This is a genomic window from Arthrobacter sp. 131MFCol6.1, from assembly GCF_000374925.1.
GTDB lineage: Bacteria > Actinomycetota > Actinomycetes > Actinomycetales > Micrococcaceae > Arthrobacter.
In genome coordinates this window covers 1,023,897-1,042,254 of record NZ_KB895541.1, presented here as the reverse complement: position 1 = coordinate 1,042,254, position 18,358 = coordinate 1,023,897, and the positions used below count along the sequence as shown (strand labels likewise).

18 protein-coding genes are annotated in these 18,358 nt (G+C 67.9%); 7 read left to right on the top strand and 11 right to left on the bottom strand.

Annotation, left to right across the window (positions count from 1 at the left end):
* Positions 1–10 precede the first annotated feature (10 nt).
* On the bottom strand, positions 11–730 hold the full coding sequence (locus C566_RS0104900; protein ID WP_018773223.1) for an endonuclease/exonuclease/phosphatase family protein: 720 nt from the start codon (positions 728–730) through the stop codon (positions 11–13).
* Between the two features lie 187 nt (positions 731–917).
* On the opposite strand from C566_RS0104900, the gene C566_RS0104895 reads away from it, so the two are divergent.
* Positions 918–1,721: a thioesterase family protein gene (locus C566_RS0104895; protein WP_018773222.1), complete on the top strand. Its 804-nt coding sequence runs from the start codon at positions 918–920 to the stop codon at positions 1,719–1,721.
* On the opposite strand, the gene C566_RS0104890 is transcribed toward C566_RS0104895, so the two are convergent.
* Positions 1,718–2,107: a DUF2177 family protein gene (locus tag C566_RS0104890; RefSeq protein WP_018773221.1), complete on the bottom strand. Its 390-nt coding sequence runs from the start codon at positions 2,105–2,107 to the stop codon at positions 1,718–1,720. The genes C566_RS0104895 and C566_RS0104890 overlap by 4 nt on opposite strands.
* 16 nt (positions 2,108–2,123) lie before the next feature.
* On the opposite strand from C566_RS0104890, the gene C566_RS0104885 reads away from it, so the two are divergent.
* On the top strand, positions 2,124–2,870 hold the full coding sequence (locus C566_RS0104885) for a lipoate--protein ligase family protein (protein ID WP_018773220.1): 747 nt from the start codon (positions 2,124–2,126) through the stop codon (positions 2,868–2,870).
* Here the strand turns inward: C566_RS0104885 and C566_RS20810 are convergent.
* The 3 genes from C566_RS20810 to C566_RS0104870 all read right to left on the bottom strand — a co-directional run bounded on the left by C566_RS20810 (position 2,839) and on the right by C566_RS0104870 (position 7,178).
* Positions 2,839–4,416 (bottom strand): carboxyl transferase domain-containing protein, encoded by a 1,578-nt coding sequence (locus C566_RS20810; protein ID WP_018773219.1) that lies wholly within the window; start codon positions 4,414–4,416, stop codon positions 2,839–2,841. The genes C566_RS0104885 and C566_RS20810 overlap by 32 nt on opposite strands.
* On the bottom strand, positions 4,410–5,663 hold the full coding sequence (locus tag C566_RS20805) for a CaiB/BaiF CoA transferase family protein (RefSeq protein WP_018773218.1): 1,254 nt from the start codon (positions 5,661–5,663) through the stop codon (positions 4,410–4,412). The genes C566_RS20810 and C566_RS20805 overlap by 7 nt, the downstream gene beginning before the upstream one ends.
* Positions 5,664–5,768: 105 nt before the next feature.
* Positions 5,769–7,178: an SLC13 family permease gene (locus C566_RS0104870; RefSeq protein WP_018773217.1), complete on the bottom strand. Its 1,410-nt coding sequence runs from the start codon at positions 7,176–7,178 to the stop codon at positions 5,769–5,771.
* Positions 7,179–7,300: 122 nt separating this feature from the next.
* Here C566_RS0104870 and C566_RS0104865 point away from each other — a divergent pair, with 122 nt between their 5' ends.
* Both C566_RS0104865 and C566_RS0104860 read left to right on the top strand, forming a co-directional pair.
* Entirely contained in the window at positions 7,301–8,008 is a 708-nt protein-coding gene (locus tag C566_RS0104865; protein ID WP_018773216.1) for a FadR/GntR family transcriptional regulator, read from the top strand.
* Between the two features lie 12 nt (positions 8,009–8,020).
* A complete protein-coding gene (locus C566_RS0104860) occupies positions 8,021–9,340 on the top strand; it encodes a carboxylesterase family protein (protein ID WP_018773215.1) in 1,320 nt (439 codons plus the stop codon).
* Here the strand turns inward: C566_RS0104860 and C566_RS22005 are convergent.
* From C566_RS22005 to C566_RS0104840, 3 genes are all read right to left on the bottom strand, one after another.
* Positions 9,337–9,918: a hypothetical protein gene (locus tag C566_RS22005; RefSeq protein WP_018773214.1), complete on the bottom strand. Its 582-nt coding sequence runs from the start codon at positions 9,916–9,918 to the stop codon at positions 9,337–9,339. The two genes, C566_RS0104860 and C566_RS22005, sit on opposite strands and share 4 nt — an antisense overlap.
* Before the next feature lie 140 nt (positions 9,919–10,058).
* The gene (locus C566_RS22000; RefSeq protein WP_231386279.1) at positions 10,059–10,481 is read right to left on the bottom strand and encodes a GNAT family N-acetyltransferase; all 423 of its coding nucleotides are present in this window, start codon (positions 10,479–10,481) and stop codon (positions 10,059–10,061) included.
* Between the two features lie 405 nt (positions 10,482–10,886).
* Positions 10,887–11,144 carry a hypothetical protein gene (locus C566_RS0104840; protein WP_018773211.1) on the bottom strand — a complete coding sequence of 86 codons (258 nt, stop codon included), beginning with the start codon at positions 11,142–11,144 and terminating at the stop codon, positions 10,887–10,889.
* A 254-nt stretch (positions 11,145–11,398) separates the two neighbouring features.
* On the opposite strand from C566_RS0104840, the gene C566_RS0104835 reads away from it, so the two are divergent.
* Positions 11,399–11,932: a GNAT family N-acetyltransferase gene (locus tag C566_RS0104835; RefSeq protein ID WP_018773210.1), complete on the top strand. Its 534-nt coding sequence runs from the start codon at positions 11,399–11,401 to the stop codon at positions 11,930–11,932.
* 18 nt (positions 11,933–11,950) lie between these two features.
* On the opposite strand, the gene C566_RS20790 is transcribed toward C566_RS0104835, so the two are convergent.
* The 3 genes from C566_RS20790 to efeO are packed head-to-tail and all read right to left on the bottom strand — an operon-like array spanning position 11,951 to position 14,921.
* Positions 11,951–12,607 carry a hypothetical protein gene (locus C566_RS20790; RefSeq protein WP_018773209.1) on the bottom strand — a complete coding sequence of 219 codons (657 nt, stop codon included), beginning with the start codon at positions 12,605–12,607 and terminating at the stop codon, positions 11,951–11,953.
* A complete protein-coding gene (efeB, locus tag C566_RS0104825; RefSeq protein ID WP_018773208.1) occupies positions 12,604–13,998 on the bottom strand; it encodes an iron uptake transporter deferrochelatase/peroxidase subunit in 1,395 nt (464 codons plus the stop codon). The genes C566_RS20790 and efeB overlap by 4 nt, the downstream gene beginning before the upstream one ends.
* Complete coding sequence (gene efeO / locus C566_RS0104820) at positions 13,995–14,921, bottom strand: iron uptake system protein EfeO (protein WP_018773207.1); 927 nt, start codon at positions 14,919–14,921, stop codon at positions 13,995–13,997. Before efeO ends, efeB begins: the two co-directional genes overlap by 4 nt.
* Before the next feature lie 212 nt (positions 14,922–15,133).
* Between efeO and C566_RS0104815 the strand changes: the two genes are divergently transcribed.
* A complete protein-coding gene (locus C566_RS0104815) occupies positions 15,134–17,692 on the top strand; it encodes an AMP-binding protein (RefSeq protein ID WP_051082257.1) in 2,559 nt (852 codons plus the stop codon).
* A 32-nt stretch (positions 17,693–17,724) separates the two neighbouring features.
* Positions 17,725–18,213 (top strand): hypothetical protein, encoded by a 489-nt coding sequence (locus C566_RS0104810; RefSeq protein ID WP_231386248.1) that lies wholly within the window; start codon positions 17,725–17,727, stop codon positions 18,211–18,213.
* Positions 18,214–18,358 lie beyond the last annotated feature (145 nt).

The following is an 18,358-nucleotide window of genomic DNA, read 5'->3' as shown; positions in this document are numbered from 1 at the left end:
GGAGCGGCCGTCAGCTGGTCGCGGGTGCCGCACCGTTGCCGTTGCCATCCTGGCCATATTCGGCCGTGATGAGGATGGGAAGGTGGTCCGAGGCGCCCCGGGCCAGCGTTTCCACGCTTTCGATCTCGAGGCCTTGGGACGTGGCAAAGTCGAAATGGCCCTTGAAGACCTTGTACCGGGTGTAGGTCCGTCGGTCACTCATGGTGAGGTCGTAGCCGGCGTCTTTCATCTGCGCTGTCAGGGACTTGGTGAAGAACGGATAGTTGAAGTCACCCACCATCAGGGACATCAGTCCGCCGCCCATGCTGAGCAGCTCGGCGTGGGCGGCATGGATCTGGTTCCGGCGCAGTGAGTTGGACGCCGTCAGCGGCGCCGCGTGGAACGATGCGATGACGAGGCCGTGGTCGGTCTCGTTGTCGGTCACCCGCGTGCCGATGAGCCGCTCGTGCGCGGGGGAGAGGACACGGTCGTGCATGGACTTCTTGAGGGCGAAGGTCTTGGTCTCGTAGGCCGTGAAACGGCTCATGCGGTAATAGATCGCCAGGCCCAGCCGGTTGCCCTTGGTGGAATCGGCCAGATGCAGATCCCCGATGGTTTCGGGCAGATCGTCCGTGTCGCACTCCTGGAGGCACAAAGCATCAATCTCGAAATCACGGGCCAGATCGACCAGCTCGCCGCTGGCCGCGTGCTTGCGGAGGTTGTAGCTGATGACTCTAAGCAGGGGGAGCACCTCTTCGGTGAATAGTCGTTAAAACCTCACCCGAGTCTACCCAGCCAGAGCGGATCGAGTGGGAACAACCGCAACGCGCGTCCCGGGACCGCGCCGGACCGGAGCCGGAAACACAGCGGCCGGGAGCTGCGAAAAGCGCAGCAGGATAGTGTGTTCTGGAATCACCAGCCATGCGAAAGGGCGGACGTTGACTGCTGCACTACCGGATCTTGCCGAGGGCGATTTCTACTACGAGGTCCTGGGGGACGGACGGTTCCGCTCCACCATCCACGCCCAAGGCGCCTGGAACGAACACGAGCAGCACATGGCCCCCGCATCCGGCATCATGGCCGACTGCCTGGCCCGGCATGAGCCTCGCGAGGATATGCGCATGGCGCGGCTCAGCTATGAAATCCTCGGGCTGATCCCCGGCGGTGAGTTCGAGATCGTGACCTCCACCCTGCGCCCGGGCCGGACCATCGAACTGGTGCAGGCCGAGCTCGTCGCCGGCGGGCGCACGGCCATCCGCGCCACGGCCTGGCGGATGATCACCTCGGACACGTCCGCCATCGCGGCTTTCGAGGACCCTCGGATTCCGGCCCCTGAGGACTGCGAGCCGTACGACGCCGCGGCCGTCTGGCCCGGCGGCTACATCGCCTCATTGCACATGCGGATCGCCGAGGGCCACCGGGCGGGCTCGGGGACAGTGTGGCTCCGCACCGACTATCCGCTGACCGACCGGGCGGACAGCGGCGACCTCGCCCGGCTGGTCGGCCTCGTGGACACAGCGAACGGCATTGCCGCCCGGGTCCCGCCGGGCCAGGGCAGCTACGCCTTCCCCAACCTGGACCTGCAGATCCACATGTACCGGCAGCCGGAGGGGGAGTGGCTGGGGCTGGACAACGAAGTCACGTTCGGCACGGACGGGATCGGGCTCACCTCCACGGTGCTGCATGACCTCACGGGCCCGTTCGGACGCGCGGAACAGATCCTGACGCTGCGCAAGTCCTAGTTCGTGTGGAAGACGAGCCAGCCGGCCAGCGTGGCCAGCGCCGTGAGCACGGCTCCCCACAGGATGTCGACGACGATCAGCTGCCACGGCCACGTCTTGAGCGTGGCGGCATTTGTCAGGTCGTAGGTGGCGTAGCCAAACACGCCCAGCGCGGCACCGTAGCCCACAGCGCTGAGCCAGCTGCCGCCGTCGAGCGCTGGCGTCAGGGCAAAGAACACGATCCCGGCAATGTAGATCACGTAGAACACCACCGCGTAACCTAGATTGGGCTTGTCGGCCATCAGGCCACCAATCTGGCGGCGGTAGAACGGGTTCATCGTCTTGAGCCAGATGGCGTCGATGACGGCGAAGGCGGCGGCTACGACGAGGAATTGCAGAATGACCATAAGGGAGCATAACAACATGCCGCAGGCGCCTGCCGGGTCCCGGACACTGACGGTGGTGCGGCAGCAGGAATCACTGGGCGCCGCGGCCGACCTCGACTTCGCGCTCGGGCTCCTCCAGAAGGTCAAGACGGGCTCACTCGGTCCCACCTTGCGGCTGTACCGGCCGGTTCCCACGGTCGCCTTCGGCCAGCGCGACACGCACCTGCCCGGCTTCGAAGCAGCCGCCAACGCCTGCCGGCAGCTGGGCTTCGAGCCGCTGGTCCGCAAGGCCGGCGGCCGCGCGGCGGCGTACCACGAGCGAACGCTCGTAATTGACCATCTGGAACCCGATGCGGACGCGATAGCCGGGGCCAAGGGACGGTTTTCGCGTTTCGGCGAACTGCTCGCCGGGGCACTGCGCGACGCGGGCGTGGATGCCGGCGTCGGTGAGATCCCGGGGGAGTACTGCCCCGGGGAGTTCAGCGTGCACGGCAGCGACCCGGAGTTCCCCGAACACCGGATCAAGCTGGTCGGCACCGCCCAGCGCGTGGTCGCCGGCGGCTGGCTCTTCAGCTCCGTGATCGTGGTGGCGGACTCGGCCCCGATCCGCGCGGTCCTGGAGGCCAGTTACGCCGCCCTCGGCCTCGAATGGGACCCGGCGACGGCCGGCGCGGCCGATGACCTGGTGCCGGGCCTCGACGTCGATGCGGTCGAGGCCGCGGTGATCGCCGCCTACGGACGCTACGCCCCGCTCAGCTACGCGGAGTTCTCGAGCCTGTCCTAGCGGCGGTCCCGGCCGGGCGGCGTCCCTCCGCCGGTGCCAGGACGCTGCCCAGGTTTCGGTACTTTGCCAGGCGCCGGGGGAGCAGTTCGTCGACTCCTGCTTTTGAGAGCGCGGCGAGTTCGTATTCGATGGCGCGGCCGAGGCGGCTGCAAAAGGCCAGAGCCTCGTCGGCGGCATTGGGGCGTTCGTCCACGATGTGCTCCACGAGTCCGTTGGCGTACAGCGACGCGACGTTGACGCCCTGGGCCTCGGACATGGCCGCGGCGAAGCCGGTGCTCCGATGGACGATGGCGCTCGCGCCTTCTGGCGGCAGCGGCGACAGCCAGGCGTGCTGCGCGGCGATGGTGCGGTCCGCGGGCAGGAGGGCCAGTGCCCCGCCTCCGGCCCCCTGCCCGAGCAGCACGGACACCGTGGGTGCGTTGATCCCGATGAGGTCGTGCAGGGAGCGGGCGATCTCGCCGGCCAGGCCGCCTTCCTCGGCTTCCTGGGACAGGGCGGCGCCGGCGGTGTCGATGATGGTGACCAGCGGCAGCCCGAGTTCCTCGGCGAGGCGCATGCCGCGCCGGGCTTCCCGGAGGGACGCCGGCCCCATCGCCGTCGGCCGGTCGGCCCGCGGCCGGGTGTGGCCGATCACGACGCAGGATTCCCGGCCGAAACGGGCCAGGGCCAGCTGAAGGCCGGGGTCCTTTTCGCCCTGGCCGGTGCCGTTGAGCGGGAGCACGTCCCGGGCCCCGTGCGCCAGCAGCTGCCGGACATCCGGCCGGCGGGGGTCGCGGGTGATGCCGATCGACTCCCAGGCGCCGGCGCCGGACGGCTTCACGGACAGCGTGGCGGGCGCGGTGACCGTCGGGCGGGGGCCGGTGACCAGGATGCCCAAGGCGCGGTCGACGACGTCGGACAGCTGCGAGGGCGGGACCACCGCGTCAATCAGCCCTTTGTCGAAGAGGTTCTCGGCTGTCTGGACGTTCTCCGGGAAAGGGGTGGCGTGGAGGGCCTCGTAGACCCGGGGTCCGAGGAAGCCGAGCAGGGCGCCGGGCTCGGCGGCGGTGATGTGGCCGAGGGACCCCCACGAGGCCATGACGCCTCCCGTGGTGGGATGGCGCAGGTAGACCAGATAGGGCAGCCCGGCGTTGCGGTGGGTGCGGACGGCGGCGCTGATCTTGACCATGGAGAGGAACGCGATGGTCCCTTCCTGCATGCGGGTTCCGCCCGACGCCGGACCGGCGAGGAGGGGCAGGCCCTCGCGGGTGGCCCGTTCGACGGCGGCGACGATCCGTTCCGCGGCGGCCTGGCCGATGGAACCAGCAAGGAACCGGAACTCGCTGACGATCACGGCCACCCGGCGGCCGCGGATAAGGCCTTCGCCGGTGAGGACGGACTCGTCCACGCCGGACTTGGCCCGGGCGGCGGCCAGTTCCTGCCGGTACCCGGGGTCGGGATCAGGGTCCAGCACGGGAGCGTCCCAGCTGCGGTAGGACCCGGGATCGAGGACCGCGGCGATGAGTTCGGTGGCGTCCAGGTGCCGGACCGTCTGCTGGGTCAGCATGCCCGGGGACCCTTCTGGCCCGTGACTGTCGCCGCGCCGGCCCGGGTGCCGGCTGTCAGCCCCAGCCACCGCCGGATCTGCTCGCCGTCCTGGTCCAGCAGCGGCGGTGCGGTGTGGGACGTCAACGTGGTTTCGTTGGTGCCGGCGGCGCTGAAGAACCGCAACGGCGGGCCAGGCAGGCTCACGGTCCCGAGGATTTTGTGCTCGACGTCGATCACCAGACCCTGCGAGTGGACCTGTTCCCATTCGTAGACTTCGTCCAGGGTTCTGACCTTGCCGGCCGGGACGCCGGCGGCGTTGAGTTTGGTGAGCAGCGGCTCCGCCTCAAAATCGGAGAACACCCGCTCCACCTCTTCGATGACTTTCTCGCGGTTGCGCACGCGGTCCGCATTGGTGGCGAACTCCGGCCGCGCGGCGTCGATCCCGAACGTCGACGCGAACGTTCTCCAGAGCTTTTCGCTTCCCACACTGATCTGCACCCTGCCCTGCCGGCAGTGGAACAGTCCGTAAGGGGCGATGGACGGGTGGTGGTTGCCCTGGGCCTTGGGCACTTCGCCCGCAACAGTGGCCCGGGTGCCCTGGAAGGCGTGGACCCCGATCAGGGCCGCGAGCAATGAGGTGCGGACTATCTGGCCCTGACCGGTCCGCTCACGCTGGAGCAGCGCCGCGAGGGTGCCGAACGCCCCGTACATGCCGGAGAGGAGGTCGGCGATGGGGACCCCGACCCGCTGCGGATCGTCCGGCCCGGGTCCGGTCAGCGACATCAACCCGGCCTCGCCCTGGAGGATCTGGTCATAGCCGCTGCGTTGGGCTTCGGGTCCGTCGTGCCCGAATCCGGTGATGGAGAGGACCACCAGCGCCGGATTCAGGGCATGCATCTGCGCAGCGGAGAACCCGAGCCGGTCCAGGACGCCGGGACGGAAGTTCTCGATGACCACGTCGGCGCGTTCCAGCAGCTCACGCAGCACTGCCCGCCCGTCGTCGCTCTTCAGGTCCAGGGCAATGGATTCCTTGTTGCGGTTGCAGGAGAGGAAGTACGTGGCCTGCGGATCATCCTCGGGGCCCACGAAGGGCGGACCCCAGCCGCGGGTGTCGTCTCCGGTGCCGGGGTTCTCCACCTTAATCACCCGCGCGCCGAGGTCAGCCAGCATCATCCCGGCATGCGGGCCGGCGAGGGCACGGCTCAGGTCCACCACGAGATAGCCGGTGAGGGGGCCTTCGGCGTCGGGCATGGATTCGGTGCTCATGGACGTGTTCCTTTTCTGGTCGGTCTTGGCGGGCTCTGGTCGGTCTTGGCGGGTGCGGGCGGTGTGCTCGCCCCGGCTGGTTGATTTGCCGGCTACATCCAGGGGTCACATCCAGCCCGGGACTACCATGACCAGCCAGGCGATGGCCGGCCCGACGGCGACGACGATGCCGCTGTAGGCCAGGATCTGCTTGTAGAACCTGTCCTTGTCCACGTCCTCTGGCGCGTTGGCCAGCACCAGGGCGCCGTTGGTGGAGAACGGGGACACATCCACGATCGTGGAGGCCACGGCCAGGGCGGCGATCACGCCGACGGCGCCGACCTCGCCGGTGGCCAGGAACGGCACCGCCAGTGGAATGAGGGCCGCCAGGATGGCAGTGGAGGAGGCGAAGGCCGAGACGATGGCGCCGATGTAGCAGATCAGCAGGGCGGCGAGCAGGGGCATGCCAAGATCCGCCACGCCGCCGGACACGAATGCGATGGTGCCGGCTTCTTCGAGGACGCCCACGAAGGTGAGCATGCCGCAGATGAGCAGGACGGTGGACCAGCTGATCTTGTTAACGGCGCCCTTCTGCGCTGCGGGGGACACGAGGGCGAGGACGATTGCGATGGTGATCGAAACGAAGCCGACGTCCACCTTGAATCCGAGCGAGATGACGGCCAGGGCGATCAGGCCAAGGATGGTGATGAGCTGGGGCACGGATGCCCGGGCGCCGCTGGCCGGGGGCGCAGCGGCCCCGGCGGGACCGGCTGCCGGGGATGCACCGGAGCCTGAGGTGCCTTTGGCCGAGACGCCGGCCGCGGAGATGTCGGATCCGGATCCCTGCAGCGTGACGCCGGCCGCGCGGGCACCCACGCTGACGGACATGCGCTTTTCTGCGGCCTGTTCCACCAACCGCCCGCCCGGGGTGGACAGCAGTTTGCCGCCGCCGAGGACGACAAACAGCACCAGCGCGATGGCCAGGTTGAAGAGGAAACTCGCCAGGAAGATCGCCATCGGATTGGCATCCAGCTCCGTCTTGGCAATGATGCTGTTGACGGTGACGCCGTAGACGGCGATGGGGGAGAAGCCGCCGGCTTGCGCGCCGTGGATCACCATCATGCCCATCATGAGCGGATTGATTTTGTGTTTGGCGGCGAAGCTCAGGGCGATCGGCGCGATGATGGCCACGGCGGCCGGGGAGAGGGCGCCGACGGCGGTAATGACCGCGGTGATGGCGAACATGACCCACGGGATCAGGGCGACCTTGTTGCCGACCAGCCGGACGGCGCCCCGGACCAGCAGGTCGATGGTGCCGTTGTTTTGCGCGATGGCGAACAGGTAAGTAACCCCGACGATGGTCAGGAACAGGCCGCCGGGGAAGTTGGCCAGGATGTCGTTGGTGGACATCCCCAGTACCAGGGAGCCCAGAAGAAAGGCACCTACAAAGGCCAAGGCACCCATGTTCAGCGGCAGCACCGTGGCCAGCAGGAACATCACCGCCAGGATGATGATGGACAGGACGGGAGCGGACATCGTTGTTCCTCCGGATCGAAGTGGTTGGTACTGGCTTAGTGGCCTAGCCTCCTAGACACTAGGTGTCTTTGTCAATAGTTCTCCGGTAGTCTTAGGAGTCAAGGCAGGCTGGAAGGACGCGCATGGCAAAGCAAGCGGCAACGCATCAGATTTCCCGCGTTTCGCGGCCCCGGCTTTACGAGCAGCTGGTGGAGCAGATCATGGACTTCATCGAGTCCGCAGAGTTGGGCCCCGGGGACACGTTGCCGGCCGAACGGGAACTTGCCGAGCGGTTGGGGGTTTCCCGTGCCACCCTGGCGCAGGCCTTGGTGGCCCTCGAGGTGCTTGGCGTGATCGACGTCCAGCACGGCACCGGAGCGGTGCTGGTCTACCGGCCGAACGTTCCTTCCGTGATCAAAGGCCTCCGCGAGCACCGGAGCCGTCTGCCCGAGATCGTTGAGGCGCGGAGCACGCTGGAGGTTAAGCTGGCCGAACTGGCCGCGGCCCGCCGCACGGAGCAGGACATGAGCGCGATCGATCACGCCCTCGAAGCCATGGCTGAAGAGGTCGCCTCGGGAGACCGCGGCGCACGCGGCGACGAGCTGTTCCACCAGGCCGTCACCGCCGCGGCCCACTCTGCGGTCCTGGCCCAGCTCATGACCTTCATTGCCGGCATGGTCCTGGAAACGCGCCTCGAATCACTCGGACAGCCCGGCCGGCCGGAGCAGTCGCTCGCCTCCCACCGCAAGATCGCCGACGCGATCAGGTCCCGGGACTCGGCGGCCGCCGCGGCGGCGATGCTCGAGCACATTGATCTTGTCTCCGACGTTGCCCTCCTGAAGAACAGCTAGACCGGAATAAACGTGAACCTTTCCTTCGATCCGCCGTGTGGCCCGATCGCCGGATGGCGCGACGGCGACGTCGTGCGTGCCGCCGGCATTCCCTACGCCACCGCGGAACGCTTTCAGCCGCCCGCGCAGGCACCCGACTGGTCCGAGACGCTCGAGGCGACATCCCTGTCTCCGGCGTGCCCGCAGGCGCCGGTGCCCTTCCTGGATGACGTGCTCGGCACCCGCTACGGCGAACTTCCGGGCAGCGAGGATTGCCAGCGCCTGACCATCACCCTGCCTGCCGATCTCCACGACGGTGAACGGCTGCCTGTCATGGTGTGGCTGCACGGCGGGTCCTACACGTCCGGTTCCGGGGATCTGGCGATCTTCGACCCGGCCGCGCTGGTTGCCGAAACCCGGGTGATCGTCGTTTCGGTGACCTACCGGCTGGGCCTCTTCGGATATTTGTCCACCAGCACCGGCCGGCCCGCCAATCTGGGCCTGCTGGACCAGATCGAGGCGTTCCGGTGGGTGCAGCGCAACATCGCATACTTCGGCGGCGATCCGGGCCGCGTCACGGCGTTCGGGCAATCCGCAGGGGGCGACGCCGTCGCGCACCTCATGGCGACCCCTGACGCGGCGTCGCTCTTCCAGCGCGCAATCATTCAAAGTGCTCCGTTGGGCATCACCCGGGGGCGGGAAAGGATGACCGCCGCCATGGGGGTGGCCGCCGAGGCGGTTACCGCCGCGACTCCGGCGATGGACGTCGTCGCCATTGAAGAGGACGTGACGCGGGCGGCGAGGAAGTTCGGGCTGATGGCTGCCATGCCGTTCGGGATCCAGTACGGGCATTCACCCCTGCCCGAGGAGTCCGGGCTTGACCGGGCCTGGAATGCCGCTGCCCCGGCTATCGACATCCTGATCGGCTACACAGCGGAGGAGGCCCGGCTGTTTCTGCCGCGCAGCCCGCGCCTGGGCCGGGTGGTGAGGATTCCCGTGGTCGGCAGCGCCGTGCTCAAGGCGGTCACATGGGTGGTCACGGAAATGGTGTACGGCAAAGCGGCGCGGCAGTTTGCCAAGCGGCATGTACGGGCGGGCGGCCGGGCCCATAGCTACCTGTTGTCCTGGCGCGCACCGGGAAATCTCTATGGTGCCGCGCACACAGTTGACCTGCCCCTGCTGTTCGGCCACCAGCGCACGTGGGAGGGTGCCGGGCTCCTGGCGGGAGCGACGTGGGACGAGATCAATGCCCACGGCCGGGCCATGCGGGCACTGTGGGCACGGTTCGCCTACGGGGAAGGTCTCGGGTCCCGCGGCGAGATTCCCGGCTCGCTCCGCTACCGCTCGGTCTAGAACAGTTGGGCAGCGACCACCCAGAGGAGCACCACGACGCCGAGGGCGATCATCGGGCGGTTCCATGTCGTGGATACGGTGGCTGGGGTAACTGTGGTTGTGGTCTCTGTGCCGTCGGAGGAGCGGAGCCCGGCGGCGCGGGCGTCCTGCCACGCCTGGGCGATCTCGTCTCGGCCGGTGGTCACCGCGGGCTGTGGGTGCCTGAACCGTTCATTGCTAGGCGAGATGCTGTGGGGCCGGCTCTTCAGGTCACTTACGTGCTCAAAGCCGGATTCGAACGAGCCCGGCGGGGTGGGAGCGCCCCAGCTCACATACTGCTTGCCGGCGGCCCTGACAGTGACGGCGTAGCGGACTTCGACGTCCTGGACCGTTTCGAAAGGTATCCGGTGGTCGCGGAGGCCGTTGATCAGCGTAAAGCCGCCGCCATCAGCGCGCAGGCACGGCCGCCACTGGGCTACATAGACCAACCAGGACACCAGCACCAGCCAAGGTGCAGCGTCCATCGCGGCCCGGGATTCTCCGCCGGCCATCAGCCACCACAGGGTGCCCGCAGCCGCGGCCCAAACGGCAGCGGCCACTGGGCGGCCCGACGCCGAGCGGTGCGTTTTGCCTCCACGGGCGGAGTCCGCACGGCCCGCCCGCGGCGGGTGCTGCCGCTCTTGTGATGCTTTCAATGGTCCCCCTCCATTGCCCGAGCCGTGGCCGGGATGAGTGCAATCTACCGCACGCGGTGTCCGACTCGGTGGTCAAGGGTGAAACCCGGGCACTTGGGAAAGTCGCCCACGCGATCGGCCGTGAACCCAAGGGCCTCGTAGAAGCCGATGGCTGACGGACTTGCCTGCCAGTCCAGGATCATTGGCTGCGGTCTGGCGCGTGACCAGTCGAAGATGAAGTCCATGAGGGCCCTTCCCGTGCCGCCCAGGCGTGTGTCAGGATCGACAAAGAGGTCATGTACGCGACCTGTGGTGTACGTAGCCCGCAGGCCTGGCCCGAAATCCTGCGCCAGGCCATAGCCGATCAGACTGCCGCTTCCCTGTGCATGTGCCACGGGGAGGCACCATGAAGCGTCGGCCACGAACCGGGCGAAACGGCTATGGAAAACTTCCGGCGGAACCTCTTGTGCGCCTGGGGTGAAAGCCATGGACAACCGGCGCACCTCAGCCGCGTCTTCCGGCCTCGCTGCGCGCACCACCAGCGCTATAGGAGTCACGGGCGCTCTTTCCCTTGAACTATTCGCCAATATGGAATCAATCCAGCGAACTGAAATTAGTGCGGAAGCTCTGCTGCCTCGGCGGGCGAGGCCTCTGCGCGAAGCTGGGCGATCCGCAACTTCAGAAACGTGTTCAGCCGGAAAACGGTTCGCGCCAGAACGAAAAACGCTGCCACGGGAACAGCCCAGTAAAGGGCCGCAACGAGCAAGCCAAGATCCAATTTCAAACCCCCAGTATCGATGCCGTGTTTACGACTCAGCGCAGCATAGGTGCTTCAGCGAATATTCACCTAGTCAATTTTCAGCTGCGGAGATTCTCCCGGGGCACGGGAGTGCTTACTCATTGAGTTCGGCCAGGATGTCGGCGGCGTCCGTATTGCCGGCGGATGCCAGGCGCCGGAGCTCTTCGAAATCTTCCTTCTCGGCTGCGAGTTCAACGAGTTGATCCTCAGCGTCTTTGCTGCCGCCGTCCGCAAGGCGCCGCAGCTCGTCGAAGTCTTCCCGCTCCGCGGCAAGCTCGATGAGCTCGCCGATGGCGTCGTTGTCACCGCGGGCAGCCCGCTCCCGGAGCGCCGAAAGATCAGATTCTGACATTGCGTGGACCTTTCCAAGAAACGGTTCCGTTAGCCGGTCGGGACCGCAGCGGGCGACGTGGCCGGGGGAGGCCGGCACGGTGTTAATGCAGGGTACCGCGCTGAACGAATCGGCCCTAGTGTGAGCGGCCTAGCCCTTGGATCCGCGGGCACGTGGCTCCTCGCCACAGCCAGCGTCGTCGTCATCGGCTACTTGGCCCGCCGCCTTGTGCGCGCCGCACGGCACCGGTGACCCCAGTTGATAGATTCTGGACCATGACCACTCCGGACATCAGCGTCAGGGCCGCAACCGTGCACGACGCCGCACGGCTGGCCGAGATCCACATTGCGGCCTGGCGGGCCACTTACCGCGGCGTCATGACCGATGAGTACCTTGACGGTCTCGACGTCGGACGCGCAGCCACCGCCTGGCGCCGAAACATCCTGGAACCCAGGCAAGGGACCATTCACCTCGTCGTCCAAAGCGCCGGTGAGGTTGCGGGGTTCGCCATCCTCGGCCCTGCTGCCGGCGACGCGGACCCGGAAACCGGTCAGCTCCACGCGATCAATGTGCATCCGGACTGGTGGGCGCAGGGCGTAGGTTCCGTTCTGTTCGCCGCCGCGGAACAACAGCTGATCGCCCTCGGCTACGACCGGGCATTTCTCTGGGTGGAGAAAGGCAACAATCGGGCCATCAGCTTCTACACCAACCGCCGGTGGCTCGACGACGGCGGGACACTGGAAGACACGAGATTCGATCCGGCTGTGGCCGAGAAACGCCACAGCCGGATCTTCTCGCCCGCGCGGTAGTCAAAGGTCTCACCGGCGTCAGGTTCCCGTCCAGCGCCGCAGCGTGCTGTTGAGCAGCCCGACCAGCACGGACGTCCACCAGCAGGTTTGCGAGATGCACAAAGCCGCGAGCAAACGTGCCCGCAGCCCGGCTGCCATTGCCGTGAACAAGGTTTCCGGCGGCAGTTGATGCAGTTGCTTCATGGTCTTCGTCAGGACCAGCCCGTTGAGCATGAGGACCAGGATGCTGACGAGTTTGATTTGGGTCGGCGGGCTGGAGAGATCGGGGTGCAGCAGCGCCCCGGAGATGAGCAGGATCGCCAGCCCGCCCCAGATCAGCGGCTGCGCGGCGGAATCGAGTCGGCGTGTGTCGTGGACGTCGCGGCGGCCAAGGAGCCAGAGCAGGCCGACCCAGTCGAGCACCAGGATGGCGCCGAAGGACAGCACCAGGGCCAGGATATGGGCGGCGAGGGCCACCCGGTGGATCTGCACCCCGGGGTCGAACGACCCTCCGATCAGCACGGAGGCCAGCCACGCTGCCGAACAGCCCATCCCCAGCAGCACGAGTTTCAGGGTTGGTTTGCCAGCGGGCCTGCCGGACCCGCTGATGCCGCGTCCGGGATGTTCCGTGCCATCGGGCTGGCCCGCTTCACCGGTACCGGGCGGAAGTCCGGCAGCGGTGACGGCTGCCATCATGCGAAGAGACCTTCGCCGATGAAGCCTCCCGCCCTGGTGCCCGGCGGAACCGCGAACAGACCCGAGCCGGTGTGTTTAAGGTATTCCACAGCCAGCGTGTCCTCCTTCGCCATGGCCAGCTGCATGGGCACATAGTGGGTCCTGGGGTCCGTGACGAACGCGATGAAGAACAGTCCGGCGTCGAGGTGCCCCAGGCCGTCCGAGCCGTCGGTGTAGTTGTAGCCGCGCCGGAGCATCTTGACGCCGTCGTTCTGGCTTGAGTGCGCGAGCCTGACGTGGGCGTCCAGCGGGATCAGCGGTTCCCCGCTGCGCCCCTGGAGCTGGAAGTCCGGGGCGGTGAATTCCTCGCCGCCGGAGAGCGGGGCCCCTGCGCCCTTGGTGCGCCCGATCAGCGCTTCCTGTTCGCGCAGCGAGGTGCGGTCCCAGATTTCGATGTGCATCCGGATCCGGCGCGCCACGAGGTACGTGCCGCCGGCCATCCAGCCCTCTTCCGGACGCGTTCCCTGGCCTGCCCACACGTGCTCCTCGAGCAGGGCGGTGTCCTCGGCCTTGAGGTTGTTGGTGCCGTCCTTGAAGCCGAAAAGGTTCCGCGGGGTGGTCTGGGCCCGCGTCGTGGAGGACGTCCGGCCGAAGCCCAGTTGGGACCAGCGGACGCGGGTCTGCCCGAAGCCGATGCGGGCAAGGTTGCGGATCGCGTGGACGGCCACCTGGGGGTCGTCCGCGCAGGCCTGCACCACGATGTCGCCGCCGGTGCGTCCGGGCTGGAGGTCGTCGCCGGGGAAGTGCGGCAAGTCGATCAGGGCGTCCGGGCGGCGCCCGTCGAGTCCGAAGCGGGCCTTGCCGTCTTTCTCGAACAGGCCGGGGCCGAACCCGAAGGTGAGGGTGAGTTTGCCGGCCCCCAGGTCCAGGGCTTCTCCCGTGTCCTCGGGCGGGGCGTCGTAGGGGCCGTCGACGGCACCGCTGTTGCCCGTGCTGCGCCCCGCGGTCATGGCCGCGGCGGCCGCCGTCCAGTCCTTCAGGAGCCGGATGAGTTCGGCGCGGTCCTCCGTGACGAGGTCGAAGGCTGCAATGTGAAGGCGATCCTGGGCCGGCGTGACGATGCCGGCCTGGCGGTCACCGTGGAAGGGGATGATGTCGCCGGGCGCCGCCAGCGGCGCGGCCGCTGCCGTCACGGCGTCGTGGCTGAGGAGCCCCGCCGCCAGGCCGGCGACGGCGCCCGCGCCGCCGGCTCCTGCGAGGGACAGGAGCCCGCGGCGGGACAGCCGGCCCTTTCCCGAACCGGGGGCTGCGGACGGCGCGGGCGAGGCCGGGGCTCCCGGTGCCTTGGCTGATTCCGGAGTGCCGCCGTCGGGGGTCTGGCCGGGGCTGCCGCCGAAGGGGCAGCCGGTCACAGGACTACTGCCGATGTGAGCTTGGCCAGGGGCTCGCCCAGGGCATCCACCAGGGAGGCGAGCTGCTGGACTTCGGCCTGGCTGAGCTTGTTGTAGTAGGTGAAGCCGTCGCCGGTGGAGTGCTTCTTGAGCCCGGCCTGCAAGGCTGCGAACTTGGCCTCGAGCGCTGCGGCCAGGGCCGGGTCCTTCTGCGCCAGCACCGGCTTCAGGCTGTCGAAGGCGGTCCGGGCTCCGTCAACGTTGGCCTGGAAGTCCCAGAGATCGGTGTGGGACCAGATTTCTTCCTCCCCGGTGACTTTGCCGGTGGCTACTTCGTCCAGGAGTTCCTTGGCGCCGTTGCCGATCTTGTCCGCGGAGAGTTCCACTGTGCGGGTCCGCTGGGCCAGGTCCTCGGTGTCGGCAACGAGCTGCGTGGCGATGGCGGCACGTGCCGCCGGTGCGAGGGGGGTGTAGCCGGCCGGCGGGAACAGGTCCTTTTCGGCCCGGTGCCAGCCGGTCCATTCCTGGCCGGGTTCGAGGTCGGCTTCACGGGCATCGAGCTTGGGGTCGAGGTCCCCGAAAGACTCGGCCACCGGCTCGATGCGCTCCCAGTGCATGCGCGTGTCGGCATAGAGCCCGCGGGCTTTCGTTGCGTCCCCGGCGGCGTAAGCTGCCGCGAACGCCTTCGTGCCGTCAAGCAGCTGATCGGTCTGGTCCAAGACGAAAGCCGAGTACTGCCGGGTGCCGGTGTCCAGCAGGGCCTGGAGTTTGGCGTCGACGGCCGGACTGCTGCTGACCTGGACGGGGCCGGCGGCGGCGTCGCCCGGGGTCTTTGGGGTGTCCATGCAGCCGGCCAGGGCAAGCGGAACGGCGGTTGCCGCGGCCAACAGGGCAAGCGTCTTCCGGAGCCGGGGAGTGGTTTTGGGCAGGGGGATGCTGGGCATGGGTGTTTCCTTGGATCGGACGGGTGGAACAGTGCTGTGCTGGAGTGCGGAAGCCGGGGGTGCGGGACCGTGTGGGCTTCCATCGGCAATACCGCCGACGCTAGCCCGATTTAGGCACCCCTAAGTAAGGAGGATACCCATCGGCGGGGATTACGCAAACCTTTCGTACCCTAATTTGGTTTAGGTAAGCCTAATCTAATAAAGTGATCCGGGTGACCACGCAGCTTGACTTCATGCGGGTGCCCTTTGCCGCCGATCTTGCGAGCCACGGGGACAGCCCTGCCATACTCACCGACACCCTGGCAATGACGTACCGGGAGCTGGCGGAGAGGGTCGATGCCTTCTCCCTCCGTCTTGGCACCACGCGGCGCCTCGTGGCGCTCGCCGCCGCCAACGACCTCGACTCCCTTGTGGTCTATCTGGCGGCCCTGGCCGGCGGCCACCCGCTGATTCTCCTGCCGGAGGACAAGCCGGCCGCCCTGGAATCCCTCGTTGCGGCCTACGACCCTGACGTCGTTGTCCGGTCCGGCGCCGGGCAGCTCCTGATGGACGAACGCCGGACCGACACCCGCCACGAGCTTCACCCGGACCTGGCCCTCCTGCTCAGCACGTCCGGATCCACAGGCTCGCCCAAGCTCGTCCGGCTCTCTCATGCAAACCTGCAGGCCAACGCCGAGTCCATTGCCGAGTACCTGAACATCGGGCCCGACGACCGTGCCGCGACGACGCTGCCGACGTCCTACTGTTACGGACTGTCCGTGATCAACAGCCACCTGCTCCGCGGCGCCGGGCTGGTCCTGACCGACCTTTCCGTGGTTGATCCATGCTTCTGGGAGCTCTTCCGACGCCGGGGAGCTACGTCCTTCGCGGCCGTTCCGTACACCTTTGACCTGCTGGAACGGGTCGGGTTCGCGGACATGGACCTGCCCGGCCTGCGCTACGTCACCCAGGCCGGGGGCCGGCTGGGGCCGGAATCGGTGCGGAAATACGCCGAACTGGGCCGCCGCAACGGCTGGGAATTTTTCGTGATGTACGGCCAGACCGAAGCGACGGCCCGGATGGCGTACCTGCCTCCGGAACTGGCGGCCGAAGTCCCGGGCGCGGTGGGCATCCCGGTGCCCGGCGGCTCGTTCAGGATCGACCCCGTACCGGGGCTGGAACACGGCGAACTTGTCTACAGCGGCGCCAACGTCATGCTTGGCTATGCCGAATGCCCGGCGGACCTCGCCGCGGGCCGGTCCGTTGAGGAGCTGCGCACCGGCGACCTCGCCCGGCTGCACCCGGCGGGCGTCTACGAAGTCGTGGGCCGGCGCAGCCGGTTCGTCAAGATCGTGGGGCTGCGCGTTGACCTGGGACAGGTCGAGCGGCTCCTGGCCGACCTCGGTGTGCAGGCGGCCAGCGCCGGGACGGACGACGGCGTCGTCGTCGCCGTCGAAGGCGACCACGACGCGCACCTGCTGGGCAAGGTCCTCGCCCAGGGCATGGGGCTGCCGCGGGCGGCCCTGGAGGTCCACGCCGTCGAACATCTCCCGCGCCTGGCAACGGGCAAGCTCGACTACCAGGCCGTTCTGGCCCTGTGCGGGCCGAAAACAGTGCCAGCACCCGCCCCCACGGCGGAAATCCGCGGCCCGGACAATAGTCCTCCGGACAGCGTCCGGAGGATCTTCCAGGACGCGCTGGAGTGCGCCGACATCGCGCCCAATGACACGTTCGTGTCCCTGGGCGGGGACTCACTGTCCTACGTGGCCGCGTCGGTGCGGCTGGAACAGGCCCTGGGCCATCTCCCGCCCAACTGGCACGTGACGCCGGTCCGGGACCTGGAGCCGCCGCCGCGCACTGCACCGGTCCGGAAGCGCCGGCGGTTCGTTACGCCCGTGGAAACGAGCGTCGTGCTGCGGGCCGTCGGGATCGTCCTGATCATCAGCACGCACGTCGGTCTGTTCAGCTGGCAGGGTGCGGCCCACGTGCTCATGGCGGTAGCCGGTTACAATTTCGCCCGCTTCCAGCTCTCCGGGAAGCGCGTCCCACGGCTGCGGCGGCAGCTGTCCAGCGTGGCAAGAATCGTGGTGCCGAGCATGGCGTTCATTGCGGTGGCGTACCTGACCACCGACTACTACGCGCCCGCCAATATCCTGCTGCTCAACGCCGTCCTCGGGCCGGAGGCGGTGACCACCCAGTGGCATTTCTGGTTCATCGAAATTCTCGTCTACCTGCTTCTCGCGGCGACGGCACTGCTGGCCATTCCGTGGGCGGACCGCGCCGAGCGGCGCTTCCCCCTGCTCTTTCCGCTGGCGCTGACCGGCGTGGGGCTCCTGACCCGTTATGAGCTGGTGAACCCCGGGGTGCCGCACACGGCGCCTGCGCTCTGGCTCTTCGCGCTGGGTTGGGCTATTGCACGGTCCCGGACCATCGCCCAGCGTTGCCTGGTCTCTGTCGTTGCAGCAGCGACCGTTCCGGGATTCTTCGAGAATCCGGGCCGGGAGGCCACGCTGCTCGCCGGGATCTTGCTGCTCATCTGGCTGCCCAGCATTCCGGTGCCGAGGGTCCTCCGCCGCCTCATGGTGGTGCTCGCCAGCGCCTCCCTCTACGCGTATCTGGTCCACTGGGTGGTCTACCCGCCGCTGGCCGCGATCAGCCCCGCCTTGGCCGTGGCAGGCTCGTTGGCCGCGGGCGTGGCCTACTGGGCGCTATGGGGGCGGGTGATGAGCGCAGTCAGCCGGTGGCGTACACGCGCAGGCAACGATCCGGGCACGAATTCAGCACAACAGTAGGCGTCGGGTGCCGTACCAGCGACACTGACGGCATGGCTCTCCATTGGAAGGACCGTGGTCGGCACTCCGCGATCAGTGCCACGGTGGGCGCATTGGTACTCGTTGCCTCGATCTCGGGGTGCGCGTCCTCCACTGACGGGGAGCCGCCGTGTTTCCCGCCCGCCTATTCGCTGACTCCGACGACGGCCGCGCCTGGGCAAAGCGTGACGGTCGCAGCGCCGGACGCTGACTGCAATCCCCGCTACGGCAAGAACGCGCGCATCCAGGTGAGCGTCACCGACGCAACAGGGGTGGAAGTCGTCAACACCACCGCCGCCATGAACGACGCCGGCGGGTTCACGTACACATTTGTCGTACCCGCCCGGACGGCCGTGGGGGATGCCGTCGTAACCGCTATGCCCTACAACGTTGACTGGTGCGATGACACCGGCAGGAACAACCGCGTGGCAGGCGCTGGCGAGGTCGGCCTTGCACTGGTGTCCTGTGCGGCGCCAATGAAGCCACTGACGGTCACCCGCTGAAGTCCGCACGGGCGCGCTGAAGGTGCCCTCAGCGCGCTGCGGGTCACGGCTGGCGACCGTGGCGTTCGCCTCGGCAAGCCCGTTGTTCTACCACCAGGGCATCCGGGCAGTCGGCATGGACCAGATCATCAGGGAAGCCGGCGTT